Below are 15653 nucleotides of genomic sequence, written 5' to 3' on the forward strand. Positions count from 1 at the left end.
TATGAGCGCTTGTTTCCCCAATGTTTAAAGCGCCCGATCAAACAACGGCGCCACGTCATACCGCTGCTTCAACATCTGTGCATCCACCAAAAAGTCCGCCGTGGCCTGGGCCTCGCGGATAATCGTCGGCGAGATCGGCAGCACCTTGATTGCATCGCGCTTGAACCACACCTTGGCGATTTCCGGCGCCGACTGGTTGGCCTTCGCCCAGGCTTCGGCGTATTCATCGACGTGGGTGTTGCTCCAGGCTCGGGCGCGAGTCAGGCGGGCAATGAAGTCTTTGATGATCGCGCTTTTCTGCGCCAGGGCCGGCTCATACGCCACGATGTAGGTCGGCGCACTCATCAGGCCCTTGGCGTTGCGGATCAGGGTGCTGCCTTCTTTTTCCTGCAACGACACGTAGGGTTCCCAGGTGCCGAAGGCGTCGATGTCGCCCTGGGTCAACGCCAGGCTGGCCTCGGCCGGCAGCAGGTATTTGAAGTTGACGCTGCTGCGTGGCACCCCCGCTTCATCCAGCGCCTTGTACGCCAGTTGCTGGCTCCACGAGCCGTTCCAGATGGCGACGGTCTTGCCTTTGAGGTCGGCCACCGAGTGAATGCCCTTGCGCGCCACAATGCCCACGCCATCAAGGCTGGTCTGGGTGCTGGCGACGACTTTTACCGGTGCGCCGTTGGCGGCCAGGCTGATCACCGGGGTGTCGCCGACGATGCCCACATCCAGCGCGCCACTGGCCACGGCCGAGGCTACCGGGGAACCGGTGTTGAAGCGCTTGAAGTCGACTTTGTACGGCAGGTCCTCCAGCTCGCCGGACAGCTCCAGCACGATGCGGTTGGAAAAGAACTGGTCACCCACGACGAGGGTCAACGGCTCGGCGGCGCTGGCCGACGGACCATAGAGCACAAGAGAGGCCACGCCCAGCAAGGACAGCAGTGTTCGACGGTTGATCATGAAAAATCCCACAGGGTTAGAGGGTTGGTTTAACCATCTGTGGGCATGCAGTCTGGTCGCTTCAGGTAGAAGCTAACGCAATAAAAGCGCGGGGTTTAATACTGTTGGGCACTATCGATAGAACCGTCCCACAGGTCGCTAGTTGCTTTTCGTATTAAAACCTTCGCTGCCGCTGGGTTAGGGTGACGTCACCAGACCACTGGACCCCAGCACCTGAACCACTTTCAGCAAGGTCCATTGCATGTCGATTCCCGCTTTGAATATCTGGGGCGCTCCGCCCACTGCCCGCTACGAGCAACTGGCCGCGCCGTTTCGCCCACTGTTTGCGCACATTCTCGCGCAGGCCGCCGAGGCGGATCAGACACGCGCCAGCCTCGCCACGGTGATCCAGCAACTGAACGCCCTGGGTTTGCCGCGCTGGCGCCTGCCGGCCAGTTATGGCGGCCAGGATGCGACCCTGGTCGAGCTGCTCACGCTGCTTGCGGAACTGTCCGCCGCCGACTCCAACATCACCCAGGCCCTGCGCGGCCACTTTGGTTTTTGCGAAGACGTACTCAGCGCCAAGGACCCTGACTGGCGCGCCAAGTGGCTGGACCGCCTCGGCCAAGGCGCCCTACTCTCCCCCGGCAGCACCGAAGTCGGCAACGGAGCCCGTGGCGATTTCGACACCCGCCTGCACCGCGATGCCGCCGGCGCATTGCGCATCAGCGGTAAGAAGTTCTACACCACCGGCGCGCTCTACAGCGACCTGATCAATACCATCGCGACGGGTGAAAACGGCACCGTGTATACGGTTGTCATCGACCTGAAAGCCCCCGGCGTGAAGATCGTCGACGACTGGAACGGCTTCGGCCAGCGCCTCACCGCCAGCGGCACCTGCATCTTCGATAACGCACCGGTGATGGACAACGACGCGCGCCCCACCCAACAGCGCTTCGGCCATGGACAGTCGTTCTTCCAGCTCTACCACCTCAGCACCCTCGCCGGAATCGCCCGACGCGCCGCCCTCAGCGGTGCCGAAGAACTCAGCCAGCGCGCCCGCACCTTCACCACCGGCAATGCCGACACCGCAGGCCAGGACGTGCAACTGCTACAGGTGATTGGCGAAGTCGCGAGCCAAGCCTACGCTGCTCAAGCGATTGCCCAGCAAGCGGCGCAACGCCTGGAGTACACCGCGCAGTCTGTGATTGCCCATGACCAGCCACTGCATGACGATGATCCGCAGGTTGCATTGGCCGAGCTGGAAGTGTGCCTGGCGGTGAACCCGGTGGTGGATGCGACGCTGGCCGCGACCACCGCCTTGTTCGACGCCCTGGGCGCCAGTGCCACCGCCAGCAGCAAGGCGCTGGACCGGCTGTGGCGCAACGCGCGCACCCTGGCGAACCATAACCCGCGGGTGTACAAGTCGCGGATCGTAGGCAATTACCTGGTGAATGGAGTCCTGCCGCCTGCGCAGTGGCGGGTGGGTGTGGCAAAGCACTGACAGTTAGAGGGCACAACAAAGATCAAATGTGGGAGGGGGCTTGCCCCCGATTGCGGACATCCAGTCACTGCATTGTTAGTTGACCCATCGCCATCGGGGGCAAGCCCCCTCCCACAGGTAACCTACACGCTCACAAACTTCAGCACCCGCGCCAACATCCGGTCGCAGGCCTGCAACTGCGCCAGGCTGATGAACTCGTCCGGTTTGTGGCCCTGCTCCATGCTGCCAGGCCCACACACCACCGTAGGAATACCGGCCTGGTCGAACAGACCACCCTCTGTCCCAAAGGCCACCGTGCCAAAATCCTGCGAGCCACAGAACTGCGCCACCCATTCGGCGGCCTGGCTTTCAGGCGCTGTGGCCAGCCCGGGATAGCTCGACAACTCACTGATGCTGATCGCCGATTGCGCACTCACCGCGCGCATCGCCGGCAACAGTGAGTACTCGGCGTAGTCGCGCAGTTGCTGCACCACCTGCCAGGGATCCTGGGCCGGCAGCGAGCGCACTTCAAAGTCGAAACTGCAGTCCTGCGGCACGATATTGAGCGCCTTGCCGCCACTGATCAAACCAGTCTGCACCGTAGAAAACGCCGGGTCGAAACGCGCATCCAGATGCTCTGGCGCCTTGAGCGTTTCGCCGAGCCGCACCCATTCGCTGACCAGGCGCGCCGCGTATTCAATGGCGTTCACGCCCGCCGGCGCGTACGCCGAATGGCACGCCGCGCCATGCACCTGGCAGCGCATCGCCAGCTTGCCTTTGTGGCCCAGCACCGGCTTGAGTTCGGTGGGTTCGCCAATCACACACAGCAGCGGCTTGACCGGCTGCCCGTGGAACCGCTCGATCAGCGAGCGCACGCCCAGGCAACCGACTTCCTCATCGTAGGACAGCGCGATATGCACCGGCATGCGCAACGGCGCCTGCACCAACGCCGGCACGCACGCCAGCACACAAGCGATGTAGCCCTTCATGTCCGCCGTGCCACGGCCGTACAACTTGCCGTCCTGTTCGGTCAGCTCGAACGGCGCCACGCGCCAGCGCTGCCCGTCCACCGGCACCACATCGGTATGCCCGGACAACACGATGCCGGGCACCTGCGCCGGACCAATCGTCGCAAGCAGGTTGGCCTTGCTCTTGTGCGCGTTGTACACCAGCTCACAGGCCACGCCGTGGTCTTGCAAATAGGTGCGCACGAAGTCGATCAAGGCCAGGTTGGATTCGCGGCTGGTGGTGTCGAAACGCACCAGTTGCGCCAGCAGGTCGCGGCTGTTCATCGGTCATCTCCCGGCACCGCATAACCCGGTGCGATCTGCGGGTTGAGGGCGCGGTCGATGTAATCCTGCAGTTGCCCGCGATAGGCTTGCCAGAGTTGGTCGAGGGCGCTGATCGGGTCCGCATCGGCCCAATCCACACGCAGATTGACCACTGGCCACAGCAGGTCATCGACAATCACCAGCGCCGCCGAATGCACCGGCCCCGCTTCACCACCACCTGCCACACCGGCGTGCATCGCGGCCAGCAGGCGGTCGGCCAGGTGCCCCGGGGCCGCTTCGAACGCCGCCACCATGGCCGCGATTACGCCGGGGTTGGCCAACATGTTCCCTGCCGCCACGCATTGCTCGCCGTTCACTGCGTGGTGAATACCCAGGGTCTGCGCACCGCTGAAATGCGCGGTGCGGCCCTGGTGATCAATCACGCTGACCTGGCGATACTCGCTGTGATCCTGACAGGCCAACGTCGCCAGTGCTTCACTCGGTGTCAGGCCCTGCTCCAGTAAATCCAGCACCTGAGGCCCCAGGCTCGGCAAGGTAATGTTCTGCGATGCCACCGCGCCCACGCCGGGACGCAGCCACGGGCAACGCGCGCCCACGGCAATGCTCGATGAGCTGATCGCAATGCCCAACTGGCCCGTCTCGGCGCAGCGGGCGACAACGGAAAACGTCATGGAGGTGTCCTCAATCGAGCACTGAAGGGTCAGCGTCGATCATCAATTGCTTCATTTCTTCGAAATGCTGGCGCGAGAAGTCCGCGATGCCTTCCCAGCCCCGCGCGGTTTTTTCTGCCACTTCATCGGACAGCACCCGCAACGGCTGTCCGGTGGACCAGGCCGTGACGAGGATCTGGCAGGAACGTTCCAGGGTCCAGATGTCGTCGAAGGCTTCACCGATGGAACCGGCCGTGACCATCACGCCGTGGTTGCCCATCAACAAGCGCGTCTTGCCGTCGAGCAACCCGGCCAGCCGTGCGCCTTCGGCCTCGGTGTCGGCCATGCCGCCGTACAGCTCGTCCACGGCCACGCGGTTGAAGTAACGCGCGGTGTTCTGGTCGATCGGCGGGATGTGCGGCCTGGCCAGGCACGCCACCGCCGTGGTGTACACCGGGTGCAGGTGCAGCACCGCACGGGTCTGTGGCAACAGCCGGTGGATCTGCCCGTGGATCGACCAGGCCGTGGCGTCCACGTGGGGGTGATCGGCACAGGCCGTGTCGTGCGCATTCAACAGCAACAGATCGCTCGCGCGGATACGCGAAAAGTGCTTCCACTTCGGGTTGAGCAGAAACTGTTTGCCATCGGCCGAAACGGCGGCACTGAAGTGGTTGGCCACCGCTTCATGCATGCCCAGGTGGGCGATGATGCGAAAGGTCGCCGCCAGGTCGATGCGCGTCTGTTCTTCGTGGGATAACGCCATGGATCGCTCTCCGCAGGGCGCGGCCGCAGGCGAATGCGGCACGCGCGTGTAGGTTTACTTCGGCATCAGTGCGGCGATGTCGGCATCGGTCGGCGCTTGGAAGTTGTACTTCTTGAGCAGGGCGGCGTACTCCGGCGTGGCGCGGTATTTTTCCAGGCCGTCGAGCAGGGCTTTTTTCACCGTGTCATTGCCTTTCTTCACGCCGAAGCCGTTGAGCACCGGGTAGATCAGGGTGTCGGACGAGATCACCACGCGGCTGCCGAGCTTGTCGATCACGCCTCGGGCCACGGCGGCATCGGTGATCTGCGCTTCGACGGCGTGGGCCAGCAGCGCCTGGGTGGTTTGCGGGTCGGTGCTGTATTCGCTGATCTGGATCGGCTTGAGGCCCTTGGCAACGCAGTATTCGGTGGACAGCTTGTTCATCTGCGCCAGCCACGAGGTGGCCCCCATGGAGCCGATCTTGTGGCCGCAGAACTCTTCCGGGGTCTTGGGCTGGAAGGCGCTGTCCTTGAGGGTGAGGATCGACTCGCCGCTTTTCAGATAAGGGATCATGTCGATCACTTTGACCCGCTCGGCGGTGATGTACATCGACGAGTTGGTCACATCGAAACGCCCGGCCTGCAGGCCAGTGATCAGGTTGGGGAAGCGTGTGTCGAGGGTCTCGACCTGGCGGCCCATGACCTTGCCCAGGCCGTCCATGAACTCGATATCAAAACCCGCCGGCTTGTTGTTATCCATGTACTCATAGGGGAAGAACGTCACGTCGGAACCGGCGATGATCTTGCCGTCCTGCTGGAACGCCGACGCGGCCAACGAGGTCAGTGCAACGGCTGCGCCCAGCAGGCACACGGCAAGGGGACGAACACTTTTACGAAACGCTGTCATGGTGATTACCTGCAAGGGTTTAGGGGGGTTAGGCAGTGGCTGAATCTTGTCCCGCCTGTTGCACGAAGAACGAGGCGCCACGAGGCTTCTGCGGCAGGCGCATGTGGTTGTCGGTGGAACGCACCAAGCCACTTTCTTCACCGGCCACCAACAGGCCGGCATGTGCGCTGGGCAACGGGTTTTCGCCGAAGGGCAGCGCGTCTTCAGCGGCATAGACACTGATGAACAGCGTGCGCGGCAGTTCGGTCTCGTTTGGGCTGGAAGCATGCAAAAGCCGGGTGTGCATGAAGCACACCGAGCCGGCCGGCCCGTAGCAGGCCACCGGTTGCTGGCAGTGTTGCGCGACCACGCTGTCGTCCACCGAACCGGTGAAACGCTGGTGCTGCCAGTGCGACCACAGCGGGCCTTTGTGGCTGCCGGGGATCACGTTCAGCGGGCCGTTCTGCGGCGTCACTTCGCTGACCATCAGCAAGGCGGTGACGATGTCGTCGTTGCTGTGGGGTGTGAACAGGAAGTCCTGGTGCCACTTCACCTGGGTCGCGGTGTGGGGCAGTTTGGAGTTGATCTTGCTGTGGTGAAAACGCGTACCCTGGGCGCCGATCAGTTGCGCGCAAATCGCCGCCATGCGCGAGTGCAACGCCACGCGCTCATAGGCCGGCGAAATCTCCGTGGGCGAGCTGACCCGGCGCAGGGACGGGTGGTCGGCGCGGTGGTCGCCCTCCAGGTCAAAGCGCTCACGGCCATCGACAGTGGCGCCCCAGCCCCGGTCATGGCTGCGGCTTTCTTCCACCCATTGGTCGAAGTCGTGCTGCAACGCGGCCACTTCATCCTGCGACAGCACGCCTTCGACCACCAGGAAGCCGTCGCGCTGGAATTGTTCGATTTGCGATTGCTCGATCATTTTAGTGTTTCCTGAACGTTAAAGAGATCACGCCAGCGAGACGTCCTTGAGGAACGCATCCACGCGTGGGTTGTGGCCGCTGCGCAGGGCGCACGGCGTGTCGTCGCAGACCACGCGGCCCTTCTCCATGAACACGATGCGGTCGGAGACCTTGAAGGCGAAGTTCATCTCGTGGGTGACGATGACCATGGTGATGCCCTCCTCGGCCAGGGCTTCGATCACCTGCAGCACTTCGTTGACCTTCTCCGGGTCCAGCGCCGAGGTAGGCTCATCGAACAGCATGATCTGCGGGCGCATCATCAAGGCGCGGGCGATGGCTACGCGTTGCTGTTGGCCGCCAGACAACTGGTGCGGGTACTTCCAGGCGTGGTCGAGCATGCCGACCTTGTGCAGCAGCGCGTAGGCCTGTTGCTTGAGTTCGGCGGTCGCGCCCAGGCGGTGGTATTTCGGCGCCATCAGCAGGTTGTCGAGCACGCTCAAGTGCGGGAACAGGTTGAAGCTCTGGAACACCATGCCGATGTGCAGGCGATGCTCGGCGTGCTCGATGTACTGGGGTTTCTGCGCGCCGACTTTGTTCAAGTGGATGAAGGGTTGGCCATTGATCCTGATCTCGCCGTTGTCCAGTTGCTCCAGACCGTTAAGCAGGCGGATCAGCGTGGTCTTGCCGGAACCCGACGGGCCGATCACCGACACCACTTCACCGGGCTGGATCTGCAGATTCACCGAGCCCAATACCTCGATATCGTTGTAGGCCTTGTGCAACCGCGTGGCCTGCAACGCCGACTCGCCATTATTGGCCGGGCGCGCCAAGGCAGTGCGCTGCTGGGTCGCCAGGGCCAGCACCGCCGCATCGGGAACACGGGACACGTTGCGCTGGTTGACGTCGAGAAAGCGCTCCAGGCGCTTGAGCAGGAAGTCGAACACCGTGACGATAAACACATAGAAGAACGCCACCGCCGCCATGGTTTCGATCACCAGGAAGTTCTGCGAATACAGGCGCTGGCCGACCATCAGGATCTCGGTCAGGGAGATCACCGACACCAGGGAGGTGAGCTTGACGATGGAGATGTATTCGTTGGCCAGCGACGGCAACGCCACCCGCAGCGCCTGGGGAATTACCACGCGCCACTGGGTGCCGAAGAACTTCAGGCCCAGCGCACGAGCCGCCTCGCCCTGCCCTTTGGGAATCGACAGCAGGCCACCGCGATGGATCTCGGCCACGTAGGCGGTCTCGCAGATCACCAGGGCCAACAGGCCGGACCAGAACGGGTCGGCCAGCACCACCGAGGTACCGGGCAACGCTTGCGGCAGGTTGTAGATAAAGATCAGCAGCACCAGCAACGGTAGGCTGCGAAATAGCCAGATGTAGCCGCGGGCCGGCACGCTCAGCAGGCCATGTCTGGATTGCTTGGCCAGGGCCAGCAGAAAGCCCAGGCCAATGCTCAACACCCAGGTCAAGGTGCTGAGCTTGATCACCGTCCACGTCGCGCGCCAGAACTCGGCATCGCCCAGCAAACCCAACATGTAGTTCCAGTCGAATGTCATCGTCGCTGTGCCCTGAGAAGTTGATCTACATCGATGGGTTCAGAGTCGTGGCGGGAGGCGGTTGGGGTCAATTCGTAAAAGCCGGGGCACTGGGTAGGCAGAACCTATGCAGCCTGAGAGCACCCAAAATCCAATGTGGGAGGGGGCCCCTCCCACCTTTGGTGCAGGCTTGAATCGGCCGTATTGCGCATGCCACTTACTGGTGCAAGCTCAGCTCACACCGCTCAACACCCGCACCGCATGCGGGTCAAAAAAGCTCGGCGGCGCCATGCCGGGGATGTACTGGTCGGACACAAACATGCGGCACCGCTCGGCAAACGCCGACACCACCCGCGACAGCTGGGTGTTGCTGGCGGTGGCGTAGCCCAGGCGCATCGGCCGGTGTGCACCCGCCAGGCGCAGGCGGATCACGCGCTTGCCGTCCTGGGACATGTTCGATTTGGGCCGCGCATTCGCGAAGGAATAGCCGATACCGTTGCCCACCATGGCGCGCACCGTTTCAAGGTTGGTGGAGCGCATGATGATGTTCGGTGTGGTGCCGGCCTGGATGAACAGGCTGAGGAAATAGTCACGGCTCCACGGCGTGTCGAGCAGCACCACCGGGTAGGCCTCCAGGTCCTGCATGCTCACGGCCGGTGAGTTCGCCAGCGGGTGGTACTCGCCCACCATCACGTAGGGCGGCAGTTGCGCCAGGGGTTGGAAGTCGATGTCCTGGCTGGTCACCAGGTCGTAGGTCAGGGCGATATCCAGCTCGCCGCTGCGCAGTTTTTCCAGCAGCTCTTCATGGTTGCCCTCGGCTTGCGTCAGCCGTACGCCGGGAAACGCACGGCCGAAACCGAACACCAGCTCTGGCGTGATCATCGGCGCCAGCGACTCCAGGCAGCCCACGCGCAACGGCCCGCGCACCGTGTTCAAGGACTCCGAGGCGATGGTGTAGAGGTTGGTCATTTGCTCCAGGATCAGCTTGGCTTCTTGCATCACCAGGCGCCCCACCGCCGTGAGGGAAATGCCCTGGGCGTGATGGCGGATGAACAACTGAATGCCCAGCTCCGCCTCCATATGGGTGATCGCCGCCGAGATCGACGGCGACGACACATGAATGCGCTCGGCGGCCGCACTGATGCTGCCCGCCTCTCCCGACGCGACGAAATACTCCAGTTGACGCTGAGTAATACGACTGAGCATGACGCCTGCCCCTCAACAATGACTGTACCGGCGGTGTTGCAGGGTTCGTGCCGGGTCAGGCGCAAACCGATGACCTGCACGGGCTTCGGTTTTTCCTAAGCACTACCCCGCGCAAATGCTGGTTTCGCCGCAGCCGGGGCGGTGTGAAGCTGGATCTATCCCGCTTCCCACGAGTTGCAGTTATGCCGACCCACACCCGCATCCGCATGTTCAATACCCAACAGACCTACCCCAACCAGGCGCTGGACAACGACCTGTGCCAGGCCGTGCGCGCCGGCAACACCATTTACGTGCGCGGCCAGATCGGCACCGATTTCGACGGCAACCTGGTCGGCCTCGGCGACCCGCGCGCCCAGGCCGAGCAGGCGATGAAGAACGTCAAGCAACTGCTGGAAGAAGCAGGTTCGGACCTGTCGCACATCGTGAAGACCACCACCTATCTGATCGACCCGCGCTACCGCGAGCCGGTGTACCAGGAGGTGGGCAAGTGGCTCAAAGGTGTGTTCCCGATTTCCACTGGGTTGGTGATCTCCGGACTGGGCCAGCCGGAGTGGTTGATGGAGATCGATGTGATCGCCGTGGTGCCGGACGATTGGGCCGTATGAAAGCGCTGATTGCCTGGAGTGCCCCATGACCCATCGTGTGTTTTTCCTCAACGGGCCTAACGCCAACCTGTATGGGCTGGATGAAAACGGCACCTATGGCAGCGAAAGCTTCGCCAGCATCGACGCCCGCTGCCAACGCCACGCCGCCGCCCTGGGCCTGACGCTGGACTTTCGCCAGAGCAACCATGAAGGCGTGCTGGTGGACTGGATTCAGGAAGCACGCCTGCACGCCGACGCCCTCGTGATCAACGCCGCCGGGCTCAGCTACAGCTCGGTGCCGATCCTCGATGCGTTGCTGGCGTTCGACGGCCCGATCATCGAAGCGCACATGAGCAATATCTGGCAGCGCGAAAGTTTCCGGCACCACTCCTACGTGTCCAGGGCCGCCACCGGTGTGATCGCCGGGTTGGGGGCGCTGGGTTACCAACTGGCAATCACGGCTGTGGCCGAATTGCTAGGCCAAACCGCCTAATGACTGTTCAGGAACCGCCTATGTCCGTCGAAAAAATCAACACCCTGGTCGTCGGCGCAGGCCAGGCCGGCGTCGCCATGAGCGAGCACCTGTCCCTGATGGGCGTGCCCCACCTCGTGCTGGAACGCCACCGCATTGCCGAACGCTGGCGCTCGGAACGCTGGGACTCTCTCGTCGCCAACGGGCCGGCGTGGCATGACCGCTTTCCCGGTCTCACCTTCGAAGGCATTTCACCGGAAGCCTTCGCGCCGAAAGAGCGCATGGCCGACTACTTCGAGGCCTACGCAGATAAGTTGCAGGCCCCTGTCCGCACGGGCGTGGAAGTCCAGTCGGTGGAACGCCACGCAGGCCGCCCCGGCTTCAAGGTCACCACCTCCGCGGGCGTGATCGAAGCCGCCAACGTCGTTGCTGCCACCGGCCCGTTCCAGCGCCCGTCAATCCCGAACATCGTCCCCGCCAGCGCACCGTTGCACCAACTGCATTCCTGCGCCTACAAGAACCCCGGCCAACTCCCCGAAGGCGCCGTATTGGTGGTCGGCGCCGGTGCCTCCGGCTCGCAGATCGCCGAAGAACTGCAAAAGGCCGGCAAGACCGTGTACCTCTCGGTGGGCGAACACTACCGCCCGCCCCGCGCCTATCGTGGCCGCGACTATTGCTGGTGGCTGGGCGCGTTGGGCTTGTGGGATGAAGTCAAGATCCAGCCGAAGAAAAAGCACGTGGCGTTTGCGGTGAGTGGTTACGAAGGCGGCAAGACGGTGGACTTTCGCCGACTGGCACATCAAGGCATTCAGTTGGTGGGCGTCACCCAGGACTGGGCGGAGGGCGTCATGACGTTTCAACCGGGGTTGGCCGAGAACGTGGCTGAAGGCGACCGCGCTTACTTTGACGTACTGCGCGATGCGGATGCGTATATCGAGGCCAATGGCTTGCCCTTTCCGCCGGAGCCACAGGCCTGGGAACTGTTGCCCGATCCAGAGTGCCTGGTGAACCCGATGTTGAGCCTGGACCTGGCTGAAGCGGGCGTGACCACAATCCTTTGGGCCACCGGCTTCAAGTTCGATTTCAGCTGGTTGAAGGTGGACGCGTTCGACGAGAAAGGCGAGCCGTTCCACAAACGCGGGATCTCGGCGCAGAGCGGGATTTACTTCCTGGGTTTGCCGAACCTGGTCAACCGCGCATCTTCATTTATCTATGGGGTTTGGCACGATGCGAAGTACGTGGCGGACCATATCGTGCTGCAGAACGCGTACAGGGCGTACGACAAGTCCTAATCCTGCCGGGACGAAAGGCGCGAGCCTTGCCCGGTTGCCTACGCTTGCGTCAGAATCCGCCGGCTTGTGCGCTTGGGTGAGCGTCTCTAAGGTGGCTCGGTCGCTGAACACTCAGTGATCGGGTTTAGTAGCCCGAGTGACAACATAAAGTGCATGAGCCTCATCGATCAGATGTTCTTGTCTGTGCTTGATGGTGGCTGTGCGCAGGGCGCCCTCGGGCGCGCCGGCTTTGTGTGTTTCCCCGGTCTACTAACCTGCGTACAGCCGCCACCCTCTCGTTTAGTAGCGAAAAGGTGTTGGCCCTAAAACAGGTACAACACACATGTTCAAAGTCACGCCCAATCCTCCAAACGGTCCCGACCTGAAGCTCAATCATGCGGCGAATCGTGCGATTGACCATTACCTCAATCCCGGTGCCGAAGCACCACCTGCGCCACTCTTCAGCATCGCCAGCGATGCCAGCAACGAAACATTGATCGTCAACTGCTACGAAACCCTTTCCTCGGTCAGCGCCTTGCTACTCGACCTGTCGGAGGCGTTGACGGGTAAACAGCGGGATGTGGCGCTGGCCATTCACCAGTTGAGTGAGTTGGGGGTTTTGTTGGTGGATAAGCTGATGGAGCGCGAAGCTACGCTAGCTGATCCAGGTCTTTGAGAAACCGGCCATATCCGGCTGATAACGTCCCATAAGGGCGAACACTGCAACTGTGGCGAGCGGGCTTGCCCCGCGTTGGGTTGCGAAGCAACCCTGGAAGGAGGAATGCGCGGAGTCAGGCCCTCTTCGACCGCGGGTTTTGGGGCTGCTTCGCAGCCCAACGCGGGGCAAGCCCGCTCGCCACAGGGGTACTTATCGTCAGTTCTACCTAAAGACCTGAAAGGGCTGCCCCTTACAACGACTCGCGCTTGCAGGCAGTGCTTTCAGCCACGCTTGGGCAACTTCCAATTCGGCCGAATAAAGTGGCAGGTATAGCCATTGGGAATCCGCTCCAGATAATCCTGATGCTCCGGCTCCGCCTCCCAAAACGGCCCCGCCGGCTCGATCTCCGTCACCACCTTCCCCGGCCACAGCTTCGATGCATCCACGTCCGCCGCCGTATCTTCGGCCACCTCCCGCTGCTGCTCACTCAGGTAATAAATCGCCGAACGGTAACTCGGCCCCAAATCATTGCCCTGCCGATTCGGCGTGCTCGGGTCATGGATCTGGAAAAAGAACTCCAGAATCTGCCGGTAGCTGATCACTGCCGGGTCAAACACGATTTCAATCGCTTCGGCATGGTTGCCATGGTTGCGGTAGGTGGCATTCGGCACATCGCCGCCGGTGTAGCCCACGCGGGTGTGCAGCACGCCGGGGTAGCGGCGCAACAGGTCCTGCATGCCCCAGAAGCAACCGCCGGCGAGGATGGCGGTTTCGGTTGAGTTGGTCATGGTCTGCCCTTGCGTTCAGTGGATACCCGCCTAGTTATGGGGCCGTGTTGGCCAATAGCAAGATTCACGGGTTTGTCATGCAGTGCGCCGGCACCTCAGGGTTTGAAGTTTTTCATCAGTTTGAACAGGTGGCCGGGCCAGACCCAGCGCGACTGGGGCGGGTCGCGAGTCTCACCGAGAGCGTCCAGAAAGGTTTTGTTGGGCGCATCACCGTCAGGTCCATTCACGTTTTGACGCGGGAGAGTTGGATCGTTTGGCGGGTCCTCCGGCTTATAGACCCGATGGGTGACTGCATCCAGCACGTAACCGGCGGCCTTGCCGTACTCAGTGAGGCTCCAGACACCGTCGATGACTTGGGAGACTGCCTTTGAGGGTGGAAGCTTGATGTCCTTGTGCGTGGTGGTGACGATATGGTCCGCAGTTTTGGCGTGTTTGAAGGTGGCGTACTCGCTGCCGAGTGGAGGTTGATCCGCGCCCTCGTCGGAGAATTTTTTCACCATTCGCTCCAGGAACGGTATGCCGCCGATGTGGGTGAACGCGCCCATGCCTGGGTTCAGGATGTGTTTCACAAAGCCAGGGTCAACACGGGTGCTGCTGAGCGCTGAACTGGTCAGTATGCGTGAGGCGATGGCCTCGTCCTCTGGCTTGTAATTAAACGTCGTCCAATACCCGTCTACGTAAAAGCCATTGGTGGCTATGTATTGGCGACCGTCGCTGGAGCGTCGATACTCGCCGAGTGCCCAGACCAAAAGATCAACGTGGCCTAAATCCGCACCTTCTGACTGTAGATATGCATACATATCCGCGACCAAGGCACGATCATCGAGGTTGAGGAAGTCGCTTGCTCTTTGAAGGGCATTCACTGAAGTGGCCGGTGGAAGGGCGACTGGGGGTTCTCTACCGCCAAACACGCGCGAAATCATGATCTCACGGCCGACGCTGGCAGCCTGCCCCGAACTAGAACCGCCTGAAGGCTCCATCGACTTGGCCGTTTGCCACGCCACCCTTCGCTCATTGACCGTGAAGGCGCCGCCGTTGTCGCGGGCGATCAGGTTGAGTTGATCTCGCCCGAGCCCCTTGAAGGGGTTGCTGTCATGACCGTTGAGGAAACCAGTCGCTTGCCGCGCACGGGCCAGGAGTTCCGGGTTATTGGCCGTTGGAAGCTCTGCGTCGTGTTGTGCCTTGTTGGCGAAATACTGTTCGTCGGTGATGAGTTCGAGGGGGTCGGCATTCGTTTGACCCGTGGGCGTTTCCGCACGCTGTGCCGCATCACTCAATTGAAGCGCCAGGATTGAGACGGTGGTGATGCCGTCATTACGCTTAGCGAGCGCATCAGTCTCGACGTTGTCAGGCGAGACTGTGGACGGAATAACAATGCCGACGGAATCATTCGTCACGCGATTGTTTGACGAGGAGGTATTAGGGCTGATAGTGATCATTAGTATTCACCTTGCGTTAGGCATGTGAATGGTCATGTAAAAGTTTCTTACCTATCCAAATACCCGCAGCCAAATTGGCTGCGGGCATCACACCGCACACTAATACCTATATTTAATAGTCACTGAATCGGCACCGGCAGGACGAGCGTACGGTGGAGTGCCGCCCCACACCTTATGAAAAATCTGAATTTTTGAGCCATTACCAAAGGACTGATTGTTAAAATCCATCAGCACACCCGACGAACTCGGAGCGATGATCTGACAGTTCTCTTCTAAACTAAATGGACGGTAGTAACACAGCCTAACCTCCTCACGAATAGTCCCGGGATAGTAGGTTGTACGCCACTGAACCTCCAGTATTTGCTTGGGATCCGCGAGTGTTCCTGAAGGAATATCCGAGGCCAGCACGTTAAAACTTGCGAATTCCACACCCGGATGAGTATTGGAATTAGATAACACCAGTATGGGACCTGGCGCCACTGTTTTAGCAATGGAGTATTCTGCCGCCAACACCACATCCTTTGTAAAAACCGCCAACACAACACACACAACAATCCAAACCTTATTGATACTTTTCGAGCTTTTCATAATCTTCACCCTAGTTCATAAGTGAGCACCTGAGGTTCCAATCATTCCAGCAGTAGGAATCACACCACTACCCTTGCACGATTTTTCAATTCAAGTAAGGCACCCGCCTCCTAAAAACATGAAGTCCTTATCTGTAATACTTACAAGTAGGACTTTGTCAGTAACTTCCTAGTCCCGTCTCCCCTCTATTAAAAACCCCTGTTCCAAGGCATGATGCCGCCC

At 61.2% G+C, this 15653-nt stretch carries 16 protein-coding genes; 5 read left to right on the top strand and 11 right to left on the bottom strand.

Features of this window, described 5'->3' with window-relative positions; all coding sequences use genetic code 11:
* Nucleotides 1-24: 24 nt before the first annotated feature.
* On the bottom strand, nt 25-948 hold the full coding sequence (locus AC3WP7_RS04115; RefSeq protein ID WP_102593029.1) for an ABC transporter substrate-binding protein: 924 nt from the start codon (nt 946-948) through the stop codon (nt 25-27).
* Nucleotides 949-1189: 241 nt separating this feature from the next.
* On the opposite strand from AC3WP7_RS04115, the gene AC3WP7_RS04120 reads away from it, so the two are divergent.
* Nucleotides 1190-2431 (top strand): acyl-CoA dehydrogenase family protein, encoded by a 1242-nt coding sequence (locus tag AC3WP7_RS04120; protein ID WP_102593030.1) that lies wholly within the window; start codon nt 1190-1192, stop codon nt 2429-2431.
* Between the two features lie 122 nt (nt 2432-2553).
* Here AC3WP7_RS04120 and argE read toward each other — a convergent pair whose 3' ends face one another.
* The 7 genes from argE to AC3WP7_RS04155 all read right to left on the bottom strand — a co-directional run bounded on the left by argE (nt 2554) and on the right by AC3WP7_RS04155 (nt 9631).
* Nucleotides 2554-3702 carry an acetylornithine deacetylase gene (gene argE, locus AC3WP7_RS04125; protein WP_071490165.1) on the bottom strand — a complete coding sequence of 383 codons (1149 nt, stop codon included), beginning with the start codon at nt 3700-3702 and terminating at the stop codon, nt 2554-2556.
* Nucleotides 3699-4373 carry a DUF1028 domain-containing protein gene (locus tag AC3WP7_RS04130; protein WP_102593031.1) on the bottom strand — a complete coding sequence of 225 codons (675 nt, stop codon included), beginning with the start codon at nt 4371-4373 and terminating at the stop codon, nt 3699-3701. Before AC3WP7_RS04130 ends, argE begins: the two co-directional genes overlap by 4 nt.
* Before the next feature lie 10 nt (nt 4374-4383).
* Nucleotides 4384-5115, bottom strand: coding sequence for a class II aldolase and adducin N-terminal domain-containing protein (locus tag AC3WP7_RS04135; protein ID WP_092250667.1), 732 nt, complete (start codon nt 5113-5115; stop codon nt 4384-4386).
* A 54-nt stretch (nt 5116-5169) separates the two neighbouring features.
* Nucleotides 5170-6000, bottom strand: a complete 831-nt coding sequence (locus AC3WP7_RS04140; RefSeq protein WP_071490168.1) for an ABC transporter substrate-binding protein — start codon at nt 5998-6000, stop codon at nt 5170-5172.
* Nucleotides 6001-6028: 28 nt separating this feature from the next.
* A complete protein-coding gene (locus AC3WP7_RS04145; RefSeq protein ID WP_093124840.1) occupies nt 6029-6901 on the bottom strand; it encodes a phytanoyl-CoA dioxygenase family protein in 873 nt (290 codons plus the stop codon).
* Nucleotides 6902-6928: 27 nt separating this feature from the next.
* Nucleotides 6929-8446, bottom strand: coding sequence for an amino acid ABC transporter permease/ATP-binding protein (locus tag AC3WP7_RS04150; RefSeq protein ID WP_092250664.1), 1518 nt, complete (start codon nt 8444-8446; stop codon nt 6929-6931).
* A 210-nt stretch (nt 8447-8656) separates the two neighbouring features.
* Entirely contained in the window at nt 8657-9631 is a 975-nt protein-coding gene (locus AC3WP7_RS04155; RefSeq protein ID WP_093124850.1) for a LysR family transcriptional regulator, read from the bottom strand.
* Between the two features lie 182 nt (nt 9632-9813).
* On the opposite strand from AC3WP7_RS04155, the gene AC3WP7_RS04160 reads away from it, so the two are divergent.
* The 4 genes from AC3WP7_RS04160 (at nt 9814) to AC3WP7_RS04175 (ending at nt 12634) form a co-directional block, all read left to right on the top strand.
* Entirely contained in the window at nt 9814-10236 is a 423-nt protein-coding gene (locus AC3WP7_RS04160; protein WP_058425659.1) for a RidA family protein, read from the top strand.
* Between the two features lie 25 nt (nt 10237-10261).
* A complete protein-coding gene (locus tag AC3WP7_RS04165) occupies nt 10262-10708 on the top strand; it encodes a type II 3-dehydroquinate dehydratase (RefSeq protein WP_071490172.1) in 447 nt (148 codons plus the stop codon).
* Nucleotides 10709-10728: 20 nt separating this feature from the next.
* A complete protein-coding gene (locus tag AC3WP7_RS04170) occupies nt 10729-11979 on the top strand; it encodes a flavin-containing monooxygenase (RefSeq protein ID WP_092250656.1) in 1251 nt (416 codons plus the stop codon).
* Between the two features lie 322 nt (nt 11980-12301).
* Nucleotides 12302-12634, top strand: a complete 333-nt coding sequence (locus AC3WP7_RS04175; RefSeq protein WP_092250653.1) for a DUF6124 family protein — start codon at nt 12302-12304, stop codon at nt 12632-12634.
* A 263-nt stretch (nt 12635-12897) separates the two neighbouring features.
* Here AC3WP7_RS04175 and msrA read toward each other — a convergent pair whose 3' ends face one another.
* From msrA to AC3WP7_RS04190, 3 genes are all read right to left on the bottom strand, one after another.
* Nucleotides 12898-13404, bottom strand: coding sequence for a peptide-methionine (S)-S-oxide reductase MsrA (gene msrA, locus AC3WP7_RS04180; RefSeq protein ID WP_071490175.1), 507 nt, complete (start codon nt 13402-13404; stop codon nt 12898-12900).
* 95 nt (nt 13405-13499) lie between these two features.
* The gene (locus AC3WP7_RS04185) at nt 13500-14843 is read right to left on the bottom strand and encodes a hypothetical protein (protein ID WP_093513150.1); all 1344 of its coding nucleotides are present in this window, start codon (nt 14841-14843) and stop codon (nt 13500-13502) included.
* Between the two features lie 99 nt (nt 14844-14942).
* Entirely contained in the window at nt 14943-15431 is a 489-nt protein-coding gene (locus tag AC3WP7_RS04190; protein ID WP_139216884.1) for a hypothetical protein, read from the bottom strand.
* Between the last annotated feature and the right edge of the window lie 222 nt (nt 15432-15653).

The organism is Pseudomonas sp. FW305-3-2-15-C-LB1 (assembly GCF_058787615.1).

Excerpts from the sequence above, each read along its gene's own strand:
- AC3WP7_RS04190 (WP_139216884.1), bottom strand. The coding sequence starts at position 15,431 with ATGAAAAGCTCGAAAAGTATCAATAAGGTTTGGATTGTTGTGTGTGTT.
- AC3WP7_RS04175 (WP_092250653.1), top strand. The coding sequence starts at position 12,302 with ATGTTCAAAGTCACGCCCAATCCTCCAAACGGTCCCGACCTGAAGCTC.
- AC3WP7_RS04135 (WP_092250667.1), bottom strand. The coding sequence starts at position 5,115 with ATGGCGTTATCCCACGAAGAACAGACGCGCATCGACCTGGCGGCGACC.
- AC3WP7_RS04145 (WP_093124840.1), bottom strand. The coding sequence starts at position 6,901 with ATGATCGAGCAATCGCAAATCGAACAATTCCAGCGCGACGGCTTCCTG.
- AC3WP7_RS04140 (WP_071490168.1), bottom strand. The coding sequence starts at position 6,000 with ATGACAGCGTTTCGTAAAAGTGTTCGTCCCCTTGCCGTGTGCCTGCTG.
- AC3WP7_RS04165 (WP_071490172.1), top strand. The coding sequence starts at position 10,262 with ATGACCCATCGTGTGTTTTTCCTCAACGGGCCTAACGCCAACCTGTAT.
- AC3WP7_RS04130 (WP_102593031.1), bottom strand. The coding sequence starts at position 4,373 with ATGACGTTTTCCGTTGTCGCCCGCTGCGCCGAGACGGGCCAGTTGGGC.
- argE (WP_071490165.1), bottom strand. The coding sequence starts at position 3,702 with ATGAACAGCCGCGACCTGCTGGCGCAACTGGTGCGTTTCGACACCACC.
- msrA (WP_071490175.1), bottom strand. The coding sequence starts at position 13,404 with ATGACCAACTCAACCGAAACCGCCATCCTCGCCGGCGGTTGCTTCTGG.
- AC3WP7_RS04115 (WP_102593029.1), bottom strand. The coding sequence starts at position 948 with ATGATCAACCGTCGAACACTGCTGTCCTTGCTGGGCGTGGCCTCTCTT.
- AC3WP7_RS04155 (WP_093124850.1), bottom strand. The coding sequence starts at position 9,631 with ATGCTCAGTCGTATTACTCAGCGTCAACTGGAGTATTTCGTCGCGTCG.
- AC3WP7_RS04150 (WP_092250664.1), bottom strand. The coding sequence starts at position 8,446 with ATGACATTCGACTGGAACTACATGTTGGGTTTGCTGGGCGATGCCGAG.
- AC3WP7_RS04185 (WP_093513150.1), bottom strand. The coding sequence starts at position 14,843 with ATGATCACTATCAGCCCTAATACCTCCTCGTCAAACAATCGCGTGACG.
- AC3WP7_RS04160 (WP_058425659.1), top strand. The coding sequence starts at position 9,814 with ATGCCGACCCACACCCGCATCCGCATGTTCAATACCCAACAGACCTAC.
- AC3WP7_RS04170 (WP_092250656.1), top strand. The coding sequence starts at position 10,729 with ATGTCCGTCGAAAAAATCAACACCCTGGTCGTCGGCGCAGGCCAGGCC.
- AC3WP7_RS04120 (WP_102593030.1), top strand. The coding sequence starts at position 1,190 with ATGTCGATTCCCGCTTTGAATATCTGGGGCGCTCCGCCCACTGCCCGC.